The organism is Bacillus sp. FSL H8-0545 (genome assembly GCF_038006105.1).
In the GTDB taxonomy this organism is placed as follows: Bacteria; Bacillota; Bacilli; order Bacillales; family Bacillaceae_G; genus Bacillus_A; species Bacillus_A cereus_U.
In genome coordinates, this window is the sequence record NZ_JBBOUO010000001.1 from 1,854,855 (window position 1) to 1,875,799 (window position 20,945).

Consider the following 20,945-nt stretch of genomic DNA (forward strand, 5'->3'; position numbering starts at 1 on the left):
GATAAAAACAAAGAGGTCTGACAACTAAACTCCACGTTATAACACTCTAATGACTTAAATATTCAAAAAAATCAAAATCTATCATTTGGAGTAATTAAAAGGGGAATGGAGAAATTATGGAGAAAGACATTGCTTTGTAAGGGGCATATTTTATGATTATGAACAGAGAGGAGGATGCATAGCATATTGTGAAAATAGAGAAAAACAATGAAAAAGTGCTATGCAAATGAAAAAAATGAAGGGACGATTAAGGCCAGGTGATACGCTAGCAATCGGTTTAATGTTATTTGCATTATTTTTAGGAGCAGGAAATTTAATTTTTCCACCAGTTTTAGGTCAACAAGCAGGAGAAAATGTTTGGATTGCTACCATTGGATTCCTAGTAACAGGAGTCGGATTACCCCTATTAGCTGTCACAGCTGTCGCGTTTGTAGAGGGGGACTTGAAAGCGCTATCTTCTAGAGTTCACCCTATATTTGCGTTTATTTTTCCACTAGTTAGTTATTTAGCAATTGGACCATTCTTTGCGATCCCGCGTACTGGAGCTGTTTCGTTTGAAATGGGAATGAAGCCGTTTTTATCAGAAGCAATGGTTTCAGAATGGTACATGCTGTTCCTTTACACTATAGTTTTCTTCGGAGTAACGTGGTACTTATCATTAAATCCATCTAAATTAGTTGATTGGTTTGGAAAGTTCCTTACACCGTTGTTAGTATTAATAGTTGCTGTTATTGTCGGAAAGGCAATTATTGATCCGATTGGAACACCGGCGGAACCGTTAGCTGCTTATAAAGAAAATGCTTTCTTTGGAGGGTTTATTCAAGGGTATTTAACGATGGATGCAATTAGTGCTCTTGTGTTTGGAATTGTTGTTGTACAAGTTATTCGCTCAAAAGGAATAAAAGAGAGCGGACAAATCGCAAAAATAACAGTCGTATCAGGAGTAATTGCTGTAATAGGTTTAACGTTAATATATTTATCACTTGCTTATCTAGGTTCAACAAGTACATCACTTGGTGTTTCAGAGAACGGTGGTCTTATATTAACGAATGTTGTAAATGAGTTGTATGGAACGAGTGGGAAAATTTTATTAGGACTTGTTATTACACTTGCTTGTTTAACGACTTCGGTTGGATTAGCATCTGCATGTGCAGGGTTCTTTTCAAACTTATTCCCGAAATTTTCACATAAAACGATTGTAACAATAGTATGTGTATTTAGTTTAATTGTATCTAACTTAGGATTGACACAATTAATCGCAGTAACTTTACCAGTGTTAATGATCATTTATCCAGTTGCAATTGTATTAATTGTACTTTCGTATTTCCATAAATGGATTGGAAAGCGTAATACAATTTATATTGGTGCAATATTAGGTGCATTGTCGATTAGTTTATTTAATGGTTTAGAAAGTGCGAACATCAAAATTGACGCAATTTCAAATGTACTACAAATGTTACCGTTATATAAAGAAGGAATAGGGTGGTTAATCCCATCATGTATTGGCGGAGTTCTCGGTTTCTTCTTCTATAAATCAAATGAATCATGTGAATTACAAAAGAAAGGTGCCTAGGCGCCTTTCTTTTTTTTGAAGGAGATTTTTATGCTTTGTCTAAGTAATAATTGGGAGGATTGATAAAATGGCTAATTTTGAAGATTTTTTAACTTTGGATTTGCGTATTGGGACGGTAAGAAAGGCAGAGGAATTTAAAGAAGCAAGAATTCCTGCAATTAAGTTAGAAATCGATTTTGGAGAGTTAGGGGTTAAGCAATCAAGTGCTCAAATTACGAAAAGATACAATCCAGAAGATTTAATCGGTCAACAAGTCGTTGCTATTGTGAATTTCCCACCAAAGCGTGTGGCAGGATTTAAATCGGAAGTACTTGTACTTGGCGGAGTTCCTGAAGCTGACGATGTTGTTTTACTTCAGCCTAATATGGAACTACCGAATGGAACGAAAATTAGTTAGTGTGAAGGTAGGTGTTAATTTGGATATCGGACGAGAATATTTAAAATGTGCAATTTCGAATTTTAAAGCAACACAAAGCCAAGGAGAACGAGTACTTTCTCAATTATCTTATGAACAGATAATGTTGTCTTCTCATGAGGAGATAAATAGTATTGCGATTATTATTAAGCATTTGCATGGTAATATGCGTTCGAGATGGACGGATTTTTTAACGTCTGATGGTGAAAAAACAGATCGTAACCGAGATGGTGAATTTGAAGGGGGCTATCGTTCTAAGGAAGAAGCCCTTGCAGCGTGGCAAGAAGGGTGGGAATACGTTTTTAAAACGATGAATACTATAATGTCTGAACACTTATTAAAGACAGTATACATTCGCGGTGAAGCACTTACTGTCATACAAGCAATTGAAAGACAAATTTCTCATTATGCTTTGCATATTGGACAGATTATTTACATTGGAAAAATGTTAAAAGAAAATGAATGGGAGTGTTTAAGCATTCCTAGAGGTCAGTCTACTAGTTATTTAGAGAAAAAACGTTCAACGTAATAATAGGAAAGAAATCGATATAAGATAGGAAGCAAAAAAATAAGCCAAACGATAGATGGCTCCGTGAACATTAGAATGCTACCAGCAATAAGTCCATATATAATAAGAAAGAAACCAAAGAGTGTATTTATAGGAATAAAACGTGAGACAAATAATTGCTGATTTTTGAAACAAGTGTTGTGAAATAAATAAAAGCGGAAATGCCATGTAGAGGTAATAAGATCTTTCTTTCTTGCTATTCTTTTTTTGCATTTATGACAGATGAATGGTGGCTGCATTTCGTTACGCTCCATTTTTTATATTCATTAGTTTCATAATAATTTGAGACAAAATTAAGTACAAAGTGTATATACCTATATATGCTCCTGCAAGTAGAAAAAGTGGATTTAGTAAAATTCCATGAATGCTTGTCATGAAAACTAAATTTTGTATTAAAACATCATATATATTAATAGAAATAATTGTCCCGAGTACATACAGTGCTAAGTATGCGAAAATATGTAGCGTAATACGAATTTTAGGATGTAAAGCAAACAAATAAAAAATAAATGATAAGACGATTGGTAATGTTCCTATTAGTAGCTTCAATTCATTTCACCTCATTAACAATATAGCCGGAATTTAAGCGGTCTATTCTCTAGAGCTTGTACATAACTTGAAATAGAGAGGGTGATAGTATGAATCGAGGCTTTTTTTACGTGAAATTAACAAGTGTACGCAAGTTAATTATATTTGTTATTACTACGGTATTAGCGACTTTCTTTCTTATTAGTGTAATGGTAACTTCCATGAAAGAGACAAAGTCAACGTATTTATATAATTGGTTAAATGAGTTATCAATGAATGGTTACATGTACGTTATTGGGAAAGAGAATCATTATTTTACACAGGAATACCGGAATTTGAATCAAGACTTTTCTATTTCTTCATTCCTCTTTTCGATGGCTACGAATATTCGTTTTGATGATGTACGTAGTTTTGTCGGGAAAGAACTTCCGGGATTTGGGAAATATGATACAGAAATCGTTATAGCAGGTGAAGGAACAAATTACTCCAACTTACCGATAGAATCGAGTGTTCCTCTTGAAGAAGTAGTGAAGGAACGGACTGGAGAAGCTGGACAAGTTCCTAAGCCTGATCCGAATAAAGAGAAGAAACAACCATCTCAAACGACGGGAAAAAGACAAGTTGCATTGATTTATCATTCACATAGCTGGGAATCTTATTTGCCGTTACTCAACTTAACGAATGACCCAAATCCAAATAAAGCAACGAGTTCTGTAACGAATATTTCAATAGTTGGCGATCGATTGCGTGAACAGTTAGAAAGTGAAGGGATCGGTGCTACTAACGATAAAACTGATGTTGGTCAAAAATTAATAAGTAAAGGATTAAATAGTAATAGTTCTTATAAACTGTCACGAGAAATTGTACAAGAAGCGATGGCTGGTAATAAAGAACTCCAATATTTTTTCGATTTGCACCGTGATAGTGCACGGAAAAATGTCACGACAAAAACAATTGGAGATAAATCATATGCAAAGCTTGCTTTTGTAATTGGGAAAGGAAATAAAAATTATGAAAAGAACTTACAATTAGCAACAGCTCTTCATGAGGAAATTAATAAGAAATATCCAGGAGTAAGCCGTGGTGTCATTCAAAAAGGGTTCCAAACAGGAAATGGAGTCTATAATCAAGACTTATCGGGACAAGCGATTTTAATTGAAGTTGGTGGTGTAGATAATACAGATGAAGAATTAAATAGATCGATTGATGTTCTTGCTAAAGCATTTGGAGGGTATTTTTGGCAAGCGGAAAAAGTGAATGGATAAAGTGGGAATTTAATTAGCCCTCATCAATCGGGATACCCGTTAATACGGGAAAAACGTAAGCGAGAAGCTTACGTTTTTTTTATTCATAATCTATAGGTAGAAAGACATGTCACATTATAGACATAATTACCTATTATTATAGTAATATCGAAATTTGTCTATTTATAGTAAGAAATTTAGAAAGGAATTTTCAGAATAGTGGAGAAAATGTTTTTACAAGGGAAATTTTAAACTAACAGAATGGATAGGGGATCAAGATGATACGAGAGATTAGAGTAGAAGATGCAGCATCATTTTTACAATTAAGTAAGCAATTAGACGAAGAAACGAAATTTATGTTATACGAACCAGGAGAACGAAAAACTACAGTAGAGCAACAAGAAAAGATGGTCCACCGTTTTATAGAAAATGAATATGCGACAATATTTGTAGCAGTTGAAGATGATAGAGTAATTGGATTTATTTTAGCTAATGGTAATGATGTTCAAAGAAAGAGACATGTTGCGACAATTGTAATTGGTATTTTGCAAGAGTATAGTGGCCGAGGTATTGGAACGAGTTTGTTTAAAGAAGTGGAGATGTGGGCAAGATTACATGATGTATGGCGTTTAGAATTAACGGTAATGGCCCACAATACAAGAGCTCAGGCACTATATAAAAAAGCTGGATTCGAACAAGAAGGTGTCAAAAAAGCTTCTCTTATTATCGATGGAAAGGACGTCGATGAGTATTACATGGCCAAATTATTAAAATAAGAGGTCGTTATATGAAAAAAAGATGGACATTACTTGGTATCGTAGCAGTGATACTGATTGTTGGAGTAGCGGGAATAAATTATAAAATGTATAAGGATCAAGAGGCGCGAGAAGTAAATGTAAACAATATATTTCCGAAAGCAAAAGAAACGATTGCTAATATGGATGGGGATATCGCAGTCATTAGTAATCCAAATTCGATGCTTGTACTTGTGAATAAAAATAGGCGTTTACCAGATGGGTATAGACCGCCAGATTTAGTTGTTCCGAAAGTACGTTATTCTAGTGAAGGTGATCAGGAGAAGAAAAAGATGAGGAAAGAGGCAGCGGTGGCACTTGAGGAAATGATTCAGCAAGCCGATAATGAGCGGATTTTCCTTTTTGCAGTCTCTGGATTTAGATCTTTTGATCGACAAAAAGCATTAAATACAATGTATAAAAAACAAGATGGAGAAGCAAAGACAGCGATGTCTAGTGCAGTCCCTGGTACGAGTGAACATCAAACAGGACTAGCTATGGATATTACATCTCAATCTGCTAAATTTCAGTTAGAAAATGTTTTTGGGGAGACGAAAGAAGGAAAGTGGCTTTCTGAAAATGCCCATAAGTTTGGTTTTGTTATTCGATATACGAAAGAGAAAGAAGGGATTACCGGCTATCGTTATGAACCGTGGCATGTACGGTATGTTGGGAATCCGCAAGCTACATATTTATATGAAAACCAACTGACGCTTGAAGAAGTAACGCAGTAATGAATTGAGGGGAGAGGGCTAAGATGACGATGTTATATAAGAAAAAGGTACATGCATATATTACGAGAGAAAAAGAAGGGGTTATGCAACTACTCGTTTTTAAACATCGTGATATACGAGAGGCTGGTATCCAAGTGCCAGGTGGGACAGTAGATGAAGGGGAAACGTTAGAGGCAGCAATTTTACGCGAAGTACAAGAAGAGTCAGGGCTACGCCATTTTTGTATCGAACGCTTCCTTTCTGATTACATTATTTATATGAAAGAAAAAAAGGAATATCAAAAATGTCATTTTTTCCACATTTCATTATTAACAGATGTGAAAGATACGTGGGAACATATAGTAAGTGCCGGTGAGGAAGACAAAGGTTTAGTATTTTGTTATGAGTGGATTGATATTAACAAATGTCCTGAATTAGCGGGTAAACAAGGCGAGTTTTTACATTTGTTAGAAGAGGTATATGTAAAATAATAAAAAGGGTCTGAGGCGATATTGAATTCGTTTCAGACTCTTTTTATTTCTCTGGAAATTAAAGGTTTTTGAACTAGTAAGTTGAAGTCCTTTAAAGGGTAACTAACTGTTACGATTTATTTAACCAATTATAACCAAAGTTAATTAAATATATCAGTAAGCCCTGCTAGTCAAGTGATTGGCTAGTAGGGCGGGTTAACTGCGGGCAATCCCTAAAGCTGATTGAACTACAACGTGGCTAGAAATGGTGAGCGTGAATGTTGCGAAAGCTGAAAAAATCAATCAGATGATTAAGGAGTTGACTTCTGATGATATTGTCGAAGAAAGTCAGACTGATTCCAACGCCTGAACAAGAAAAAGTGCTTAGAAACCATGCTGGTGCTGCAAGATTCGCTTATAACTATTGTAAAAGAATGAGTGATAGATACTATAAGCTATTTGGAAAATCTGTTTCACAGTTAGCTTTACAGAAACGATTTACAAAGATCAAGAAGCGAAAGAGATATAAGTGGTTAAAAGACATCAATGCACAAGTTCCCAAACAGGCTTCAAAAGATTTTGACAAGGCGAGGAAACATTCGTTCGAAAAGTACAAAAATGGTTATCACACTTCTTATAAATCCAAAAAAGATTTAATCCAAGGATTTTATGCCAATTATGAAAGACTGATTATAGGAAAGAAAGTAGTTGATATTCAGTCCATTGGAGAAGTAAAAACAAGCCAACAACTACCAAGAAACAAAAAACCATCAAATCCAAGAGTTACCTTTGATGGTCGTCACTGGTGGATTAGTGTAGGGTTCCAAGAATCCTTTGAAGCACAAGAATTAACCGATGAGTCGATTGGTGTGGATGTTGGTTTAAAAGAGCTGTTTGTAGCTTCTAATGGTACGAAAGAACGAAATATAAACAAAGATGCTAAGGTTAAAAAACTTTTAAAAAGGAAAAAGTCAGCGCAAAGAGATATGTCTAGGAGATTTAAAAAAGGTGTGAAAATTCAATCTGCCGGATATGAAAAAGTTAAAACTGAGCACCTTCGGTTATCTAGGAAAATTATTAATATCCGAAATAACCATATCCATCAAGCAACAGCTAACTTGGTGAAAACCAAACCAATGAGGATTGTTGTGGAAGACTTACATATCTTAAACTTGTTAAAAAACAAAAAACTATCGAAAGCATTTTCATTTCAAAAATTAAACTTCTTCTTTCAATGTTTGTCATACAAGTGCGAGAAGTACGGCATTGAATATGTAAAAGCTGATAAATGGTTCGCTTCAAGCAAGATTTGCTCATGTTGCGGAGTTAAATACGACCATTCAGTTCAATCAGAAGGACAGTGGAGTTTAAAGATTCGTGAATGGGACTGTGTTCAATGCAATAGCCATCACGATAGGGATTTAAATGCTTCGATAAATTTATCAAGATGGGTAAAATAAATGCTTGATAATATGAGGTAACGATACTGCCTCGTGTGGAGTGTGATACCCCTCGTCCCTTCGGGGTTGCGAGAACACGATGAAGCACTAACTTGTGTAAATTTGATTGAATTGTATAGATTTAGTTAAGTTTATCGTATCGGCTTATAAAAGGAGAATGAAAATGGAAATTCAGTTCAATACATTATTGCAAAAAGAATTAACAATTCATGATATACAAACTGCAATGGAAGAAGGAAAATTAACGTCGAAAGAATTAGTCATGTATTATTTTTATAGGATCGCAAAGTATGACCAAGATGGTCCGAAAATCAATTCTATTTTAGAAATAAATCCAGATGCTATCTTTATTGCAGAAGCGTTAGATCATGAAAGAAAGACAAAAGGTGTGAGAGGTCCATTACATGGTATACCAGTTTTACTGAAGGACAATATTGAAACGAATGACTCCATGCATACAAGTGCAGGTACGATTGCCTTGGAACAAAATATAGGTAGTGAAGATGCATTTCTCGTAAAAAAATTGCGAGAAGCAGGAGTAGTTATAATAGGAAAAACAAATATGACAGAACTAGCAAATGCAATGTCTTTTGAAATGTGGGCCGGGTATAGTGCAAGAGGTGGTCAAACAATCAATCCATATGGAACGGGCAAGGATGATATGTTTGTTGGAGGATCGAGTACAGGTTCTGCTATAGCGGTTGCCGCTAATTTTACAGTGTTATCTGTTGGGACAGAAACGGATGCTTCTATTTTAAGTCCGGCTATTCAAAACTCTGTAGTAGGTATTAAACCGACTGTTGGTTTAATTAGCCGTAGAGGAATTATTCCGTTCACTTATTCACAAGATACAGCCGGTCCGTTTGCTAGAACGGTAACAGATGCAGCTATTTTGCTAGGGAGTTTAACTGGGGTAGATGAGAAAGATGTAGCTACTCATAAAAGTGAAGGTATGGCAGAGAAGAGTTATACAAAATATCTCGAGGTTAATGGCTTAAATGGAGCGAAGATTGGTGTATTTAGCAATGCACCAAAAGATTATTACGAATCTAGTGAGTACGATGAAAAATTGTTTGAAGAAACACTTCAAGTATTACGTAGTGAAGGAGCGACAGTAATAGAAGAGATAGATATTCCATCCTTTCATAGGGAATGGAGTTGGGGAGTTCCGCTTTATGAACTGAAGCATAGCTTAGATAACTATCTTTCTAAATTACCTTCTACTATCCCAGTACATTCTATTTCGGAGTTAATGGAATTTAATAAAAATATAGCAGAAAGAGCTTTGAAATATGGACAAACTAGGTTAGAAATAAGAAAAGATTTTCCTAATACGTTAAGAAATTCTGAATACTTAAATGCAAGATTAGAAGATATATATTTTTCGCAAGAACAAGGAATTGATTTTGCATTAAAAAAATACGATCTTGATGCGATACTGTTCCCTTCCTATATAGGCTCTACAATATGTGCAAAAGCTGGGTACCCATCTATAGCAATACCAGCAGGATATATGAAAAGCGGGAGGCCTTTTGGAATTACGATTGCCAGTACTGCTTTTAGTGAGGGGACTTTGATTAAATTAGCATACGCTTTTGAACAAGCGACAAAACATAGAAAAATACCAAACTTATCGTAAATAGAAACGAGAGAAGGTTGCCTGAAATGGATTTATTATAACAAGAAGCATAAGATGGCCGTTTTGGTCAACTTATGCTTCTTTTAGTATACGGCCAACTTGTGCTTCCAGGATTTGAAGAATATTTTTAATGTCGCGACTTTTAGGGATAGCATCACATTGCCATCAACCTAAGAATAGCAAATACCCCAAAATGAAAAACGAGCTGAATTCCCATAAATAAATGTAGAAAGAACAAACTTCGTTTTGGATACATTTCAAAGTCTCAAGTCTATAGGCATATGGCTACTTTTCAACTAGTACGATATCATCAATATAGGCATGAAGATATTCATTATCATCGCCTGGTAATACGGAATCAGTAAAAATGTTGATGTTTGGACTTGGAGAACTATAATTTCGAGTAGTAAATTCGAACGATTTTTGTTCATACTGTGAGGAAGTAAATCTAATGCCGTCTGGTTTTATTACATCAGGCCCCCCTACTGATACGTATATACTTCTACCAGGAGTAGTTACTTTTCCAGATGCGGACAGTATGTATGTAGTATTAGGCTTCAAAGTTACGTCCCCCAAAAATCCACCGCTATATCCACTTAAATGAAGTCCTTTAGAATTATTTACTCCTGCATGCTCTTCAATATTGTAATTTATATAGCCATATGGTTTAAGAGGTTCTAAACTTGAATTGTGGTCAAAATCAACATTTAAAATATAAGATTTTTCCTTTTCCTTTAATTGTACATTATCAAACTTAACCCTCCCATTTGCTGTAGAAGCAAGTTTGACAGCAAAGTTTGACACATCTTCCCCTGTTTTAAACTTTATCTCATGATGTTCCGGCTTAAATCCTGTATACTGCTTCTTTGTTAATGGAACGATTTCTTGATTGGCATTCAGATTACCTACTGTTACTTCTGATGGGGAAACTATACTTCCCGCTATATCAAATGTTAATGTATATTCTGTATACGGCTTTACAGTAACAAGCTGATAGGCTGTGTCTGCATGTATTAATTTGAGATAATGATTGCCTGGTTCAGAAGTGCCGATATTCTCGGTAGAAGAATTAGGATTAGATAAAATCCAGTTATTTAGCCCATCCTCAAAGTCTCCATTCCTAACTTGTTCATTTGCAGATGGACTATCTGCTGATACAATACCTGAAAAACCTATACTGGCACTTAATGCAATTGCTGTAGAAAATACTCCTATACCGACTTTTTTTAACAATTTCTTCATCTCCTCTGGTCAGATTAAAATTTACTTTTTCACATTTCTATATATATTTGGATAAACCTGCCAAAGAACAACTTTATTTATAAATGATTTATAGGTTATTTTCAATTGAAAGATCTTCAACATATACAAGGACACTTTGCTCAAATTGAACGGGTAAAGAAAGCATATCAAGAGAGCATAGTGACCTATTAACTAACGAAAGCGTCAGTTCCACTTGCTCGTATATTAAGGTTATTAGTATCAATTTAACCAAATATTATTCCAAAGCTACATGAATAAAACACACGGCCAGCTTATGGGTTAATAATTAACTTACGGCCAATTTATGTTTCCAATTCCGTTGAATAACTAGATAATTATTTGCAAAAATAAGTGTTTTCTGGTCAACTTATGCTTCCAACTGCGGCCAACTTATAGGTAAAGTGACATTTATGGAGGCCAGCCTTCTCTTATTAATAGCTAAAAGTATTGTCGATTTCTGTTGATGAATCGATATCTCATATCGAATCGTTGATATATTGTAAGCTGTGATAGATATAATTGGAAAATCGTTGATATAAATTCATTGGACTATGTAGTTGGAAGTCTTATATAAGAAATAAATCACTTAGATACAATATGTTAAATAGAAATCTCTTTCTTTTGCAATCTCTGATGCTTTAATAAACGAAAAGACAAACAAGCAGAACATAAAATAAGAAAAGAAGCGATGATATAAATAGTACGAACACCGAAAATATCGGTAATTGTAGCTGATTTAGTTGTGATATAGATATACAATGTCAGCGAGGGTAATACACATTTTGGAGCCTAAATAGTAAGCTAGTGAACGTTTCGGCAATAAGAATCCCATCTTCAAATCAATAATATTTTTAAAATTATAATCTGAAAAATATATTTTTGAAAGAATTAAATTTTTTGTCATTTTTTGAAAGGGATTTTCATGTATAATGAGGAATATATTAATATAGTATTTTATTAATGCTTGTTGTAACAGCGAATATACATAATAGCTTGTAGCAAACGCCCCTCTATGAGAAAGGGCGGATAAACCATTCTTTTCTTCATATACATATAGAAAATGAGAAAGAAAGTGAGGGTTGCATATGGCTGGATGGGTGATTTGGTTTATAATAGCGGGTATTTTATTTATTGCAGAAATGTTGTCGATTACTTTTTACATGCTTTGGCTTGGAATTGGAGCTGTTGTCGGAGGTCTTATTGCTTTGTTTGCTCCTGATGCACTATTCTTACAAGTTGTTGTTGGGGCGATTGTAAGTTTAACATTGACTTTCTTTACGAAAAGAATTTCAAAAAACTTTCGAGAAGCAAAAGGTTTTACTGATACAGTAGATAAACTGGTTGGTAAAAATGGAATTGTTATGCAAGCGATTACAAGTGAAGTGAACGGTATTGTGAAAGTGGATGGAGATACTTGGACAGCTATTTCGGATACTCCTATTGATGCTGGAGAAAAAGTCGTTGTTATAAAGAGGCATAGTACTATTTTACAAGTGAAAAAGGAGAGTGAATAAATATGGCAGTAGCATTAACGTTAACGATTATTTTCGCATTGATTGTCGTTGTATTTATTGCATTGACGATTAAAATTATTTCGCAGCAAAAAGTTGGGGTTGTTGAAAGGTTTGGTAAATTTCAACGGATTATGCACCCAGGATTAAATATTTTAATCCCAATTGTAGATCGTGTTCGTGTATATCATGATTTACGTATTCAACAAACGAATGTACCACCACAAAAGGTAATTACGAAAGATAATGTACAAGTAGAAATTGATACAATTATTTTCTATCAAATTGTTGAACCAGAGCTTGCGACATATGGTATTTCAAACTATGAATATGGTGTTCGTAATATTACATCTGCAACAATGCGACAAATTATTGGTAAAATGGAGCTTGATGAAACATTATCAGGTCGTGAAAAAATTTCAACAGAAATTCGTTTAGCACTTGATGAAGCGACAGAAAAATGGGGCGTTCGTATTGAGCGTGTCGAAATAGTCGATATTAACCCACCAAAAGATGTGCAAGTATCAATGGAAAAACAAATGAAAGCAGAACGTAATAAACGTGCAATCATTTTAGAAGCTGAAGCAGCGAAACAAGATAAAGTCCTTCGTGCTGAAGGGGAAAAACAAAGTAAAATTTTAATGGCTGAAGGGGATAAAGAAGCGCGTATTCGAGAAGCTGAAGGTTTAAAAGAAGCAAAAGAATTAGAAGCGCAAGGGGAAGCAAGAGCGATTGAGGAAATCGCAAAAGCAGAACAAAATCGAATTGAATTACTTCGCGCAGCAGATTTAGATGAGCGCGTACTTGCTTATAAATCATTTGAATCATTGATTGAGGTTGCAAAAGGACCAGCAAATAAAGTCTTTATTCCGTCTAATGCAATTGAAACACTTGGTACTCTTGGTGCTATTGGGGAAATTTTTAAAGAGAAACAAGCGAAGAAATTACCTTCGTCAGATACAGAAAAATAACTATCAGAGTGAGGAAGAGAAATGGGATGCCATTTCTCTTTTTTGTGCGTATATTGCGAAAGGCTTGTACATATCCATGTATAAAGAAGGTGATACAGTGAAAAAGTATGCTACTCGTATACATGGGAAAAAACTAGTTTCGTTACTCTTTCTATATGCACTAATAGTAATTATTATTGCGTCGATTTTGACGTCACTTTTACATACAATGAAATCGAATTATGCGAATCAATGGTTTGGAAAAGTATCTATGCAAGGTTTTGTTCAAATGATAGAAAGTGAGAATCGCTATTATGGATTTGATTATTTTAAGCAAAATAAACGAGAATCGGTTGGGAATTTAATGTTCTCTATTGCGACAGATTTAAAAATAAAAGATTTGAGAACGTTTGTCGGTAAAGAAGTACCTGGTATGTCAAAGTATTACTCTAACATTATCGTAGCTGGAGAAGGGACAAACTTTACGAATATCCCAAATGAATCTAGTGTACCGATTGAAGAAGTAACGAAAGAGCGAGAAGTAGCAAAAGATAAAGTTACAGAAGCGGAAAAGAATAATCCAATCAAGAAAAAGAACGGAACGAAAAAAGGAGAAAGCGCAGTATACATTTATCATACACATAGCTGGGAATCCTTCTTTCCGTTATTACCAGGGGCTACCGATCCATCAAGTCCGGATGTAAATGTGTCCTTACTAGGGAAACGTATGAAAGAACAACTTGAAGGACAAGGAATTCCGGTAATTCATGATAAAACGAATATGGGGGATTTATTAGCGAGTAAAAAATGGAAATGGCCGCAATCATATAAAGCGTCTCATGGATATGTAAAAGAAACATTAGCACAAAATACTAAAATTGCGTTTCCGATTGATATACACCGTGATGATCAGCGGAAGAAGGTAACAACAAAAGTAATTAATGGAAAATCGTATGCAAGATTATATTTTATAATTGGGATGGAAAATGAAGGGCGTGCTGAAAATGAAAAAATTGCAAGGGCAATCAATAGTTATTTAGATGAAAACTATTACGGATTAAGTAGAGGGATTTTTCCGAAGTATAAAAAAGATGGAAATGGCGTTTATAACCAAGATTTATCTAAAAATGCGATGTTAATTGAAGTTGGTGGTGTTGATAATACGTTAGATGAATTATATAACACAATTGATGTGTTAACGGAAGCGTTTAGTAAGTATTATTGGAATGATGCAGAGAAAGTGAATGGGTGAGGAACGGGAAACCGTTCCTTTTTTATTTTTGAAATCCTAAAATATGATATAATAGAATTTTGTGAATATTAAACAAGGAGTGGGATAGACATGCAAATACTATTAATACGTCACGGTGAATCAGAAGCTGATATTTTAAATGTACATGAAGGTCGAGCTGATTTTGAATTAACAGAAAAGGGAAGACAGCAAGTACAAAGACTTGTACAGAAAGTGAAAGCGGACTTTCCGCCAGATTTCATTTGGGCAAGCACATTAAAACGTGCTCGAGAAACGGCTGAAACATTAGCTGAAGCGATTCAGTGCCCAATTCAATTAGAAGAGGAATTAATGGAGTTCAATAATGGAGTGCAAGCAGGTTTATCATTTGAGGAAGCAAAAAAATATCCAGAGCCAAAGTTTCTTCATGACCGGTTTGAAAACGGGGAATCATTTATTGAATTTAGAATGAGAATAGAAGGAATCTTTTCTAAAATCGTGACAGAAAATACATATGATCGGATTGCAATTGTTGCACACGGTGGTGTAATAAATAGTATTTTACGAGCATTTTTCCAAATGCCAATTAGTATGGACTATTATTTTAAAATGGGAGATACGGGTATTAGTTTGATTGAACTTACGGATAAACAGAAAACTGTTCATTTTATAAATGATACAAATCATTTGGATGGATTGTAAGAGGATATGTACAAAGTTGTATTTTTCGATGTTGACGGTACTCTTTTAAGTGAGATTGATAGAAGTATGCACGAAAGTACAAAAGAAGCGATACAAAGGTTAATAGATAAAGGAATTCACGTCGTTGTTACAACTGGGAGACCATATAGTTTATGCTCACAATTTAAAGAACTGGGCATAAATACGTTTATTTCTGCAAATGGTGCACATATAAAATGTGCTGATGAAGTTATACATAAATCGGTACTTTCAATTGAAATTGTTCATGACATTTCAAATTTCGCTGAATTACATGGTCACAGTGTTTCTTATTTTACAGAAGAATTTGTAATGAATGGTATTGCCTCAAAAGACGAACGTGTAATACGAGCATTAAATGAAACGTTAAATTTAGAGCGGTATCCTGACAAAGTTAGAAACTTGTCAGAAGAGATTTATTGTGTATGTCTGTATGCTGATGAAACAGAAGCTCAAAAATTCTTTGAAAGATATCCAGCACTTACGTTTGAACGTTTTCATGGTTACATTATGAATGTGTTGGAAGATAATAAAGTATCGAAGCTAACTGCAATTCAAAAGGTATTGGAACATCTGAAAATTTGTAAATCAGAAGCAATTGCTTTTGGTGACGGTGGAAATGATATTGAGATGTTACAGTATGTAGGACTGGGAATTGCGATGGGGAATGGTGGAGAAGAGTTAAAAACAAAAGCTGATTTTGTTACAAAGAAGGCGAGCGAAGGTGGTATTGCTTTTGCTTTAAAAGAGTTTCGTATTATTTAAAAATAATAGCTAGTCAGTGTAGAGAGATCCTGTTTAATAACAGGATTGTTTTGTCTAATAATATTCTTGCAATAAAAGGAAGAATGTGAGTATAATGAAAAGTAGTTAGGTAAGCTAATTAATTGAGGGGAAAGGAGAGTGAAGATGAATGAATTCAAGAAAAGATTCTCTTCCTTTAGGGATTGAGCCATATGCAGAGTTAATAAAAAAGACAGCATCAGCGGATACGGATCAAGTCGCAGCAAAACTTGGTTTGTTAATGTTATGGACGTCTGATAATGTTCTTGATGCTGTTGACGTAGATTTAGCTCCGCTTGGTATTTCGGAAAGTAAATTAGATTTTTTACTGTTATTTATTTTGCGTGAAATGGAATCGAATGGGGAAGAAGTGAACATGAGTCCTTCGGATATTGCGAGTCGATTAGGGATTACACGTGCTTCTGTCACTGGCTTATTAGATTGGATGGAGAAACGAGAGTTAATCGTCAGATTCCATCATTCTGAAGATCGAAGAAGATTAAAGGTGAAAATTACTCCAAAAGGAAAAGAACTAGTTACGCATTCTTTACCAACTTTTTGGTTATCTTGCGCTTCGTTAGTTGATGACTTTAATCAAGAAGAGCGTCAAGTTTTAGAGAAGCTATTAAATAAAATGCAAGTAACTATGCAGGTGAAATTAGGAGAAGGTAGATAAATAAGTTGATTGTGAGAGTCAACTTTTTTATTTAAACATATAATTAGGTTACCTAATTATATGTTTAGCTAATTTGATCAAGGTGGTGATATGTCTTTTAACGTAAACAAATTAAGTGAGTATTGAAGGAATGTCCTTTTGAGTAATTTGCTTCAGATGTTTTAACCCGATGGGGAAAATCATTGTAAGGGGGAGATTTTATGATGGAAATATCAAAAGAAGTAAATAGTGAAAGGAATTACGCAGTAATGACAGCGGTGTTATGTTGGGCAGGTATGGTAGTTATGTCCAGCTTATATGTGACAATTCCTTTAATCGCTCTATTTTCAGACCTTTTTAAGGTTTCATTAGCGCAATCTGCGGCTACAGGCAGTATATTTTCTGTAGGCTTTGCTATAGGTTGTTTGTTATTTGGGGCAATCTCTGATAAATATGGGCGGAAGAAAGTGATTTTTATCGGATTACTTGCGCTGTCGATTGTTTCTTTTTTATTAGGGTTTGTCGATAGTTTATTTTGGTTTGTTATTCTTCGAGGATTACAGGGGATAGCAGCAGCTACATTTTCTCCAGTAGCGTTGGCTTACGTCGTAGAAATGTTTCCAGTAGAAAAAAAGGTTACAACAATAGGATTTGTTAGTACCGGTTTTTTAGTAGCTGGAATTGCAGGGCAAGTAATAAGTACAGCTGTTAGTCAGCATTTTGGATGGCATATGGTGTTCTTTCTTCTTAGTATTGTCTATATCATTACTGCTGTATGGATTCATTATTCTCTTCCGAAAGGGGAAACGTCTCAATCCTATACTGATATTTTGGGACCAATTAAACAGATGGGTAAAGTTTTTACACATAAAAGCTTAGTATTGAGCTATATGATTGCTTTTGTTTTATTAATGGCTTTTGTTAATATGTATACTGTTTTAGGGAATTATTTGAGCTCTCCTACTTACAATTTAACTCCAGAACAAATTCTTTATTTTCGCTTAGCAGGGCTATTTGGTATGTTGCTGTCACCACTTGCGGGTCGCTTAACAAAGAGGTTCGAAGTAAGGCAAGTTCTTCAAGGCGGATTGTTGGTCTCTATTTTTAGTCTAAGTTCAATGGGCTTTATTTCGAACCTGCCGCTACTTGTAATGATGAGCGTCTGTTTTGTAATAGGTATTGCTATATCCGTTCCGTCTTTAGTTTCTCTTGTCAGCCAATTAGGAGGAAAATCAAGGGGAATAGCAGTTTCTATTTATACTTTCATTTTATTTTTAGGAACTAGTATAGGACCTATTATTTCTATTTATCTTATGAAAATAGGGGACTATGCTCAGACGTTTATTTTATTAGGGTTGATACTCTTTATTGGTTTTGTTGCTTCGCTTTTTATAAATAACGAATCTATGTTTGATAAGGCATGAAAATGGTTTATATAAAGTGAGCAGGCATTCGCTTTCTCTCTATATGTTAACTTTGTCAGGGGGTGACCGTTTTTATGCAAAATTTTTAAATTACATTTATATAGAAAGAAAGTGGTGATTTCATATTAACGAAAAATTAGGAATGTATGTAGAATAATGAATGGGTGGAAAAGCTATTCAAATAAGGGAATGCAAGGATCTTTAATATGCTCAACTAATAAAACATGAATTTGCCCGCGATGATGATAAAAATGTGCAACGATTTCAAGTAACCATTCGAATCGAGAGTAAGAAATACCCCAATAAGCAGTCATAATTTCTGCTAATTCTTCATTGGAATAGGATAAAAAAGTTTTAGAAAGTAAATCGTACCCTTGTATCATCGTTTGTTGCATTTGAGTAATTGTTTCTGGTGTTTGTTCTATATAAAAGGTATGTAATTCTTTTTCTGTAATACCATTTAATATGAGTAAATCAGCATGGAAAATAAGGGAAAGATGTGTACACATTTCAAATAATGACCGCTTTGATTCAATCGGTTGTATTTTCAAATCACTTTCAGTATATTGGTTCAGTATTTGAATGGAAGTATCGATAGCAATTTTAACTTGATTCAATGCAGATGGAACAAACATTGTAATTATTCTCGCCTCCGTATATAATAATTTCTTAAGGGTATTATATCATACTCAAAATTCCGAAAATTCTAGTAGTTTGACTAGCATAGTGAAAAGTATTATATTGTAAAAGGTCATATGAAACATGAAATAGAATGGAATGTAATTATTGAGTTAGGAGTTAGACCAATGAGCTTGAAATATGGAAGAGATACAATTGTTGAAGTTGACTTAAATGCTGTAAAACATAATGTAAAAGAATTTAAAAAACGTGTGAATGATGAAAATATTGCAATGATGGCTGCTGTAAAAGCAAATGGGTATGGTCATGGGGCAGTTGAAGTTGCGAAATCGGCTATTGAAGCAGGAATAAACCAACTTGCAGTTGCATTTGTAGACGAAGCAATTGAATTAAGAGAAGCTGGAATCACTGTACCTATTTTAATTTTAGGATATACACCAGTAGCAGCTGTAGAAGATGTAATTCAATATGACGTTATGATGACTGTTTATAGAGTAGAAGATTTACATGGTATAGATGAAGTTGCAAACCAACTTCAAAAGAAAGTGCGAATTCATGTGAAAATTGATACAGGAATGAGCCGTATCGGTTTACAGGAAGAAGAAATTAAACCGTTTTTTGAAGAGTTAAAAAGTATGCGATATGTAGAAGTAGTAGGGATGTTTACACATTACTCTACCGCTGATGAAATAGATAAAACTTATACAAATATGCAAACAAGTTTGTTTGAGAAAGCTGTAAATACAGCGGAAGAATTAGGAATTCATTTTCCATATATTCATAGTTCAAACAGTGCAGGATCAATGGAACTTAGTAACACATTTCAAAATATGGTTCGTGTCGGTATTGGAATTTACGGTATGTATCCTTCAAGAGAAGTGGATCATACAGTTGCTTCCTTACAGCCAGCGTTGTCTTTAAAATCAAAAGTAGCTCATGTTAAACATGCGAAGAAAAATCGTGGTGTTAGCTATGGGAATACGTATGTAACAACGGGTGAAGAATGGATTGCAACTGTACCAATTGGTTATGCTGATGGTTATAATCGTCAGTTATCTAATAAAGGGCATGCATTAATTAATGGAGTTAGAGTACCTGTTATTGGTCGTGTTTGTATGGATCAGCTTATGCTAGATGTTACAAATGCAATGCCAGTACAAGTAGGAGACGAAGTTGTATTCTACGGCAAACAAGGTGAAGAAGAGATTGCGGTGGAAGAAATAGCAGATATGTTAGGTACAATTAACTATGAAGTTACATGTATGTTAGATAGAAGAATTCCACGTGTTTATAAAGAAAATGATGAAACGACTGCGGTTGTAAATATATTAAGAAAAAACTGAATCGATATGATTCAGTTTTTTTATTTTTGACAAATGAAAAATGTTCTATTTGCACCATGTATTTGAATGTTTTTAAATCCCACAGAGTTTAAAGAGATAATAATTTCGTCTCTAGAATAACATGCTTCCTCGATGGAAAAGTCAATATTATTCCGATAATTCGTAATAATCATACTTTGTTATAATTTCAAATCCACACTGTGTATATAGTTTTAAAGCATTGTTATTTTTCGTTTCGACGTCTAATTCAATTGTTGAAACGCCTTTTGTAATAAGTGTATGTACCATATAACTAAGAATATCTTTACCATATCCTTTACCTTGATAAGAAGGATGAACTGCGAATCCTGATAGTGTAGTAGACTGCTCTTGCTCAGTAACGGTAATCGTTCCAATTGCTTTTTCATTAATAAAAGCAATGTAAACTTGATGAGAAGGTGACTTCATCATTTTTTGTAACCATGTGGATGTATTTGCTGCCGAATCTCCAAAAGCTTCACTAGCGATTTCTATAAGATCAGGAAGTAATTCAGAGGATGCAACGGTAAGGTTAATATGATTTTTCATTGTTTTTTGTGCTTCGTTTATTTTGAACTCCATACCGTACTCACTATATAAATAAGGTAAGTTCATTTGTTTTGCAAATGATTTCCCTGAAATAGAGTCACCATTAATTATAAGAAGGGCTTCATCTGCCTCTCTTTTTTGTATTTCTTTCATTGCAGTTTGTAAAAGAGTAGTGCCTATATGTTGTTTTCTATAGTTTGGATGAACAAATCCTATTAACTCCAGTTTAGTCGGTCTTTCAAAGTCATACATACTTAATGCACCGATTAATTGAGTATCATCATAAAATAGAAAATCATTTACCACTTCTTTATTACGGGCAGTTAAAAAGTTGACATGCAAATCTGACGAGTAATCAATTTTATCGTGTTGCCCGCAAACATGAGCTAAATCTTTCAGCTGTTGTATTTCATTTTCAACTAAAAAGTTCTTTTTCTGAATATCCATTTCATAAT

General features: G+C 34.4%; 22 protein-coding genes and 2 pseudogenes. 17 read left to right on the plus strand and 7 right to left on the minus strand.

The genetic code is table 11. From position 1 onward, the window contains the following. Nucleotides 1–235 precede the first annotated feature (235 nt). From brnQ4 to MHI07_RS09820, 3 genes are all read left to right on the plus strand, one after another. Nucleotides 236–1,573: a branched-chain amino acid transport system II carrier protein BrnQ4 gene (gene brnQ4, locus MHI07_RS09810; RefSeq protein ID WP_445661757.1), complete on the plus strand. Its 1,338-nt coding sequence runs from the start codon at nucleotides 236–238 to the stop codon at nucleotides 1,571–1,573. A 67-nt stretch (nucleotides 1,574–1,640) separates the two neighbouring features. Further along, nucleotides 1,641–1,970, plus strand: a complete 330-nt coding sequence (gene csaA / locus MHI07_RS09815; protein ID WP_340823360.1) for a chaperone CsaA — start codon at nucleotides 1,641–1,643, stop codon at nucleotides 1,968–1,970. Then, nucleotides 1,951–2,517 carry a DUF1572 domain-containing protein gene (locus MHI07_RS09820; protein WP_340823361.1) on the plus strand — a complete coding sequence of 189 codons (567 nt, stop codon included), beginning with the start codon at nucleotides 1,951–1,953 and terminating at the stop codon, nucleotides 2,515–2,517. The genes csaA and MHI07_RS09820 overlap by 20 nt, the downstream gene beginning before the upstream one ends. Here MHI07_RS09820 and MHI07_RS09825 read toward each other — a convergent pair. Both MHI07_RS09825 and MHI07_RS09830 read right to left on the minus strand, forming a co-directional pair. Continuing rightward, the gene (locus MHI07_RS09825) at nucleotides 2,490–2,795 is read right to left on the minus strand and encodes a hypothetical protein (protein WP_002158145.1); all 306 of its coding nucleotides are present in this window, start codon (nucleotides 2,793–2,795) and stop codon (nucleotides 2,490–2,492) included. The genes MHI07_RS09820 and MHI07_RS09825 overlap by 28 nt on opposite strands. Nucleotides 2,796–2,799: 4 nt before the next feature. Continuing rightward, a complete protein-coding gene (locus MHI07_RS09830; protein WP_002148531.1) occupies nucleotides 2,800–3,105 on the minus strand; it encodes a hypothetical protein in 306 nt (101 codons plus the stop codon). A gap of 89 nt (nucleotides 3,106–3,194) precedes the next feature. Between MHI07_RS09830 and spoIIP (MHI07_RS09835) the strand changes: the two genes are divergently transcribed. The 6 genes from spoIIP (MHI07_RS09835) to MHI07_RS09860 all read left to right on the plus strand — a co-directional run bounded on the left by spoIIP (MHI07_RS09835) (nucleotide 3,195) and on the right by MHI07_RS09860 (nucleotide 9,404). Then, nucleotides 3,195–4,349 (plus strand): stage II sporulation protein SpoIIP, encoded by a 1,155-nt coding sequence (gene spoIIP, locus MHI07_RS09835; protein ID WP_078173780.1) that lies wholly within the window; start codon nucleotides 3,195–3,197, stop codon nucleotides 4,347–4,349. 257 nt (nucleotides 4,350–4,606) lie between these two features. Continuing rightward, the gene (locus tag MHI07_RS09840) at nucleotides 4,607–5,104 is read left to right on the plus strand and encodes a GNAT family N-acetyltransferase (protein ID WP_340823366.1); all 498 of its coding nucleotides are present in this window, start codon (nucleotides 4,607–4,609) and stop codon (nucleotides 5,102–5,104) included. Nucleotides 5,105–5,115: 11 nt separating this feature from the next. Beyond that, a complete protein-coding gene (locus tag MHI07_RS09845) occupies nucleotides 5,116–5,856 on the plus strand; it encodes a M15 family metallopeptidase (RefSeq protein WP_340823368.1) in 741 nt (246 codons plus the stop codon). A gap of 23 nt (nucleotides 5,857–5,879) precedes the next feature. After that, on the plus strand, nucleotides 5,880–6,326 hold the full coding sequence (locus tag MHI07_RS09850) for an NUDIX hydrolase (protein ID WP_340823371.1): 447 nt from the start codon (nucleotides 5,880–5,882) through the stop codon (nucleotides 6,324–6,326). 308 nt (nucleotides 6,327–6,634) lie between these two features. Next, entirely contained in the window at nucleotides 6,635–7,765 is a 1,131-nt protein-coding gene (locus MHI07_RS09855; protein WP_340823374.1) for an RNA-guided endonuclease InsQ/TnpB family protein, read from the plus strand. 163 nt (nucleotides 7,766–7,928) lie between these two features. Continuing rightward, the gene (locus MHI07_RS09860) at nucleotides 7,929–9,404 is read left to right on the plus strand and encodes an amidase family protein (RefSeq protein WP_340823378.1); all 1,476 of its coding nucleotides are present in this window, start codon (nucleotides 7,929–7,931) and stop codon (nucleotides 9,402–9,404) included. Between the two features lie 285 nt (nucleotides 9,405–9,689). Here MHI07_RS09860 and MHI07_RS09865 read toward each other — a convergent pair whose 3' ends face one another. Beyond that, nucleotides 9,690–10,637, minus strand: a complete 948-nt coding sequence (locus MHI07_RS09865; RefSeq protein ID WP_340823383.1) for a choline-binding protein A — start codon at nucleotides 10,635–10,637, stop codon at nucleotides 9,690–9,692. Between the two features lie 630 nt (nucleotides 10,638–11,267). Continuing rightward, nucleotides 11,268–11,393, minus strand: a pseudogene (locus MHI07_RS09870) (MFS transporter); the annotation flags it as partial. A 359-nt stretch (nucleotides 11,394–11,752) separates the two neighbouring features. Between MHI07_RS09870 and MHI07_RS09875 the strand changes: the two are divergent. The 7 genes from MHI07_RS09875 to MHI07_RS09905 all read left to right on the plus strand — a co-directional run bounded on the left by MHI07_RS09875 (nucleotide 11,753) and on the right by MHI07_RS09905 (nucleotide 17,941). Beyond that, nucleotides 11,753–12,181 carry an NfeD family protein gene (locus MHI07_RS09875; RefSeq protein WP_002158137.1) on the plus strand — a complete coding sequence of 143 codons (429 nt, stop codon included), beginning with the start codon at nucleotides 11,753–11,755 and terminating at the stop codon, nucleotides 12,179–12,181. A 2-nt stretch (nucleotides 12,182–12,183) separates the two neighbouring features. Next, a complete protein-coding gene (locus MHI07_RS09880) occupies nucleotides 12,184–13,149 on the plus strand; it encodes an SPFH domain-containing protein (protein WP_002158136.1) in 966 nt (321 codons plus the stop codon). A 76-nt stretch (nucleotides 13,150–13,225) separates the two neighbouring features. Continuing rightward, nucleotides 13,226–14,380 carry a stage II sporulation protein P gene (gene spoIIP / locus MHI07_RS09885; RefSeq protein WP_340823391.1) on the plus strand — a complete coding sequence of 385 codons (1,155 nt, stop codon included), beginning with the start codon at nucleotides 13,226–13,228 and terminating at the stop codon, nucleotides 14,378–14,380. A 90-nt stretch (nucleotides 14,381–14,470) separates the two neighbouring features. Next, a complete protein-coding gene (locus MHI07_RS09890) occupies nucleotides 14,471–15,061 on the plus strand; it encodes a histidine phosphatase family protein (RefSeq protein WP_002200747.1) in 591 nt (196 codons plus the stop codon). A 6-nt stretch (nucleotides 15,062–15,067) separates the two neighbouring features. Beyond that, a complete protein-coding gene (locus MHI07_RS09895) occupies nucleotides 15,068–15,844 on the plus strand; it encodes a Cof-type HAD-IIB family hydrolase (protein ID WP_340823399.1) in 777 nt (258 codons plus the stop codon). Nucleotides 15,845–15,992: 148 nt separating this feature from the next. After that, entirely contained in the window at nucleotides 15,993–16,538 is a 546-nt protein-coding gene (locus MHI07_RS09900; RefSeq protein ID WP_340823402.1) for a MarR family winged helix-turn-helix transcriptional regulator, read from the plus strand. Nucleotides 16,539–16,741: 203 nt separating this feature from the next. After that, nucleotides 16,742–17,941, plus strand: a complete 1,200-nt coding sequence (locus MHI07_RS09905) for an MFS transporter (protein ID WP_340823404.1) — start codon at nucleotides 16,742–16,744, stop codon at nucleotides 17,939–17,941. A 173-nt stretch (nucleotides 17,942–18,114) separates the two neighbouring features. Here the strand turns inward: MHI07_RS09905 and MHI07_RS09910 are convergent, their stop codons facing one another. Further along, nucleotides 18,115–18,576: a DinB family protein gene (locus tag MHI07_RS09910; protein ID WP_199709732.1), complete on the minus strand. Its 462-nt coding sequence runs from the start codon at nucleotides 18,574–18,576 to the stop codon at nucleotides 18,115–18,117. 171 nt (nucleotides 18,577–18,747) lie between these two features. Here MHI07_RS09910 and alr point away from each other — a divergent pair, with 171 nt between their 5' ends. Next, the gene (alr, locus tag MHI07_RS09915) at nucleotides 18,748–19,923 is read left to right on the plus strand and encodes an alanine racemase (RefSeq protein WP_340826892.1); all 1,176 of its coding nucleotides are present in this window, start codon (nucleotides 18,748–18,750) and stop codon (nucleotides 19,921–19,923) included. A 20-nt stretch (nucleotides 19,924–19,943) separates the two neighbouring features. On the opposite strand, the pseudogene MHI07_RS09920 reads toward alr, so the two are convergent. Both MHI07_RS09920 and MHI07_RS09925 read right to left on the minus strand, forming a co-directional pair. Further along, a pseudogene (locus MHI07_RS09920) lies at nucleotides 19,944–20,066 on the minus strand (class I SAM-dependent methyltransferase); the annotation flags it as partial. Between the two features lie 4 nt (nucleotides 20,067–20,070). Beyond that, nucleotides 20,071–20,937 (minus strand): GNAT family N-acetyltransferase, encoded by an 867-nt coding sequence (locus tag MHI07_RS09925; RefSeq protein WP_340823408.1) that lies wholly within the window; start codon nucleotides 20,935–20,937, stop codon nucleotides 20,071–20,073. Between the last annotated feature and the right edge of the window lie 8 nt (nucleotides 20,938–20,945).

Coding starts and splice junctions, on each gene's coding strand:
- csaA (WP_340823360.1), top strand. CDS start 1,641: ATGGCTAATTTTGAAGATTTTTTAACTTTGGATTTGCGTATTGGGACG.
- MHI07_RS09850 (WP_340823371.1), top strand. CDS start 5,880: ATGACGATGTTATATAAGAAAAAGGTACATGCATATATTACGAGAGAA.
- MHI07_RS09890 (WP_002200747.1), top strand. CDS start 14,471: ATGCAAATACTATTAATACGTCACGGTGAATCAGAAGCTGATATTTTA.
- MHI07_RS09910 (WP_199709732.1), bottom strand. CDS start 18,576: ATGTTTGTTCCATCTGCATTGAATCAAGTTAAAATTGCTATCGATACT.
- MHI07_RS09860 (WP_340823378.1), top strand. CDS start 7,929: ATGGAAATTCAGTTCAATACATTATTGCAAAAAGAATTAACAATTCAT.
- MHI07_RS09855 (WP_340823374.1), top strand. CDS start 6,635: ATGATATTGTCGAAGAAAGTCAGACTGATTCCAACGCCTGAACAAGAA.
- MHI07_RS09925 (WP_340823408.1), bottom strand. CDS start 20,937: ATGGATATTCAGAAAAAGAACTTTTTAGTTGAAAATGAAATACAACAG.
- MHI07_RS09905 (WP_340823404.1), top strand. CDS start 16,742: ATGGAAATATCAAAAGAAGTAAATAGTGAAAGGAATTACGCAGTAATG.
- MHI07_RS09880 (WP_002158136.1), top strand. CDS start 12,184: ATGGCAGTAGCATTAACGTTAACGATTATTTTCGCATTGATTGTCGTT.
- MHI07_RS09825 (WP_002158145.1), bottom strand. CDS start 2,795: ATGCAGCCACCATTCATCTGTCATAAATGCAAAAAAAGAATAGCAAGA.
- alr (WP_340826892.1), top strand. CDS start 18,748: ATGAGCTTGAAATATGGAAGAGATACAATTGTTGAAGTTGACTTAAAT.
- MHI07_RS09900 (WP_340823402.1), top strand. CDS start 15,993: ATGAATTCAAGAAAAGATTCTCTTCCTTTAGGGATTGAGCCATATGCA.
- MHI07_RS09895 (WP_340823399.1), top strand. CDS start 15,068: ATGTACAAAGTTGTATTTTTCGATGTTGACGGTACTCTTTTAAGTGAG.
- MHI07_RS09845 (WP_340823368.1), top strand. CDS start 5,116: ATGAAAAAAAGATGGACATTACTTGGTATCGTAGCAGTGATACTGATT.
- spoIIP (WP_078173780.1), top strand. CDS start 3,195: ATGAATCGAGGCTTTTTTTACGTGAAATTAACAAGTGTACGCAAGTTA.
- MHI07_RS09840 (WP_340823366.1), top strand. CDS start 4,607: ATGATACGAGAGATTAGAGTAGAAGATGCAGCATCATTTTTACAATTA.
- MHI07_RS09820 (WP_340823361.1), top strand. CDS start 1,951: ATGGAACGAAAATTAGTTAGTGTGAAGGTAGGTGTTAATTTGGATATC.
- MHI07_RS09875 (WP_002158137.1), top strand. CDS start 11,753: ATGGCTGGATGGGTGATTTGGTTTATAATAGCGGGTATTTTATTTATT.
- brnQ4 (WP_445661757.1), top strand. CDS start 236: ATGAAGGGACGATTAAGGCCAGGTGATACGCTAGCAATCGGTTTAATG.
- spoIIP (WP_340823391.1), top strand. CDS start 13,226: ATGTATAAAGAAGGTGATACAGTGAAAAAGTATGCTACTCGTATACAT.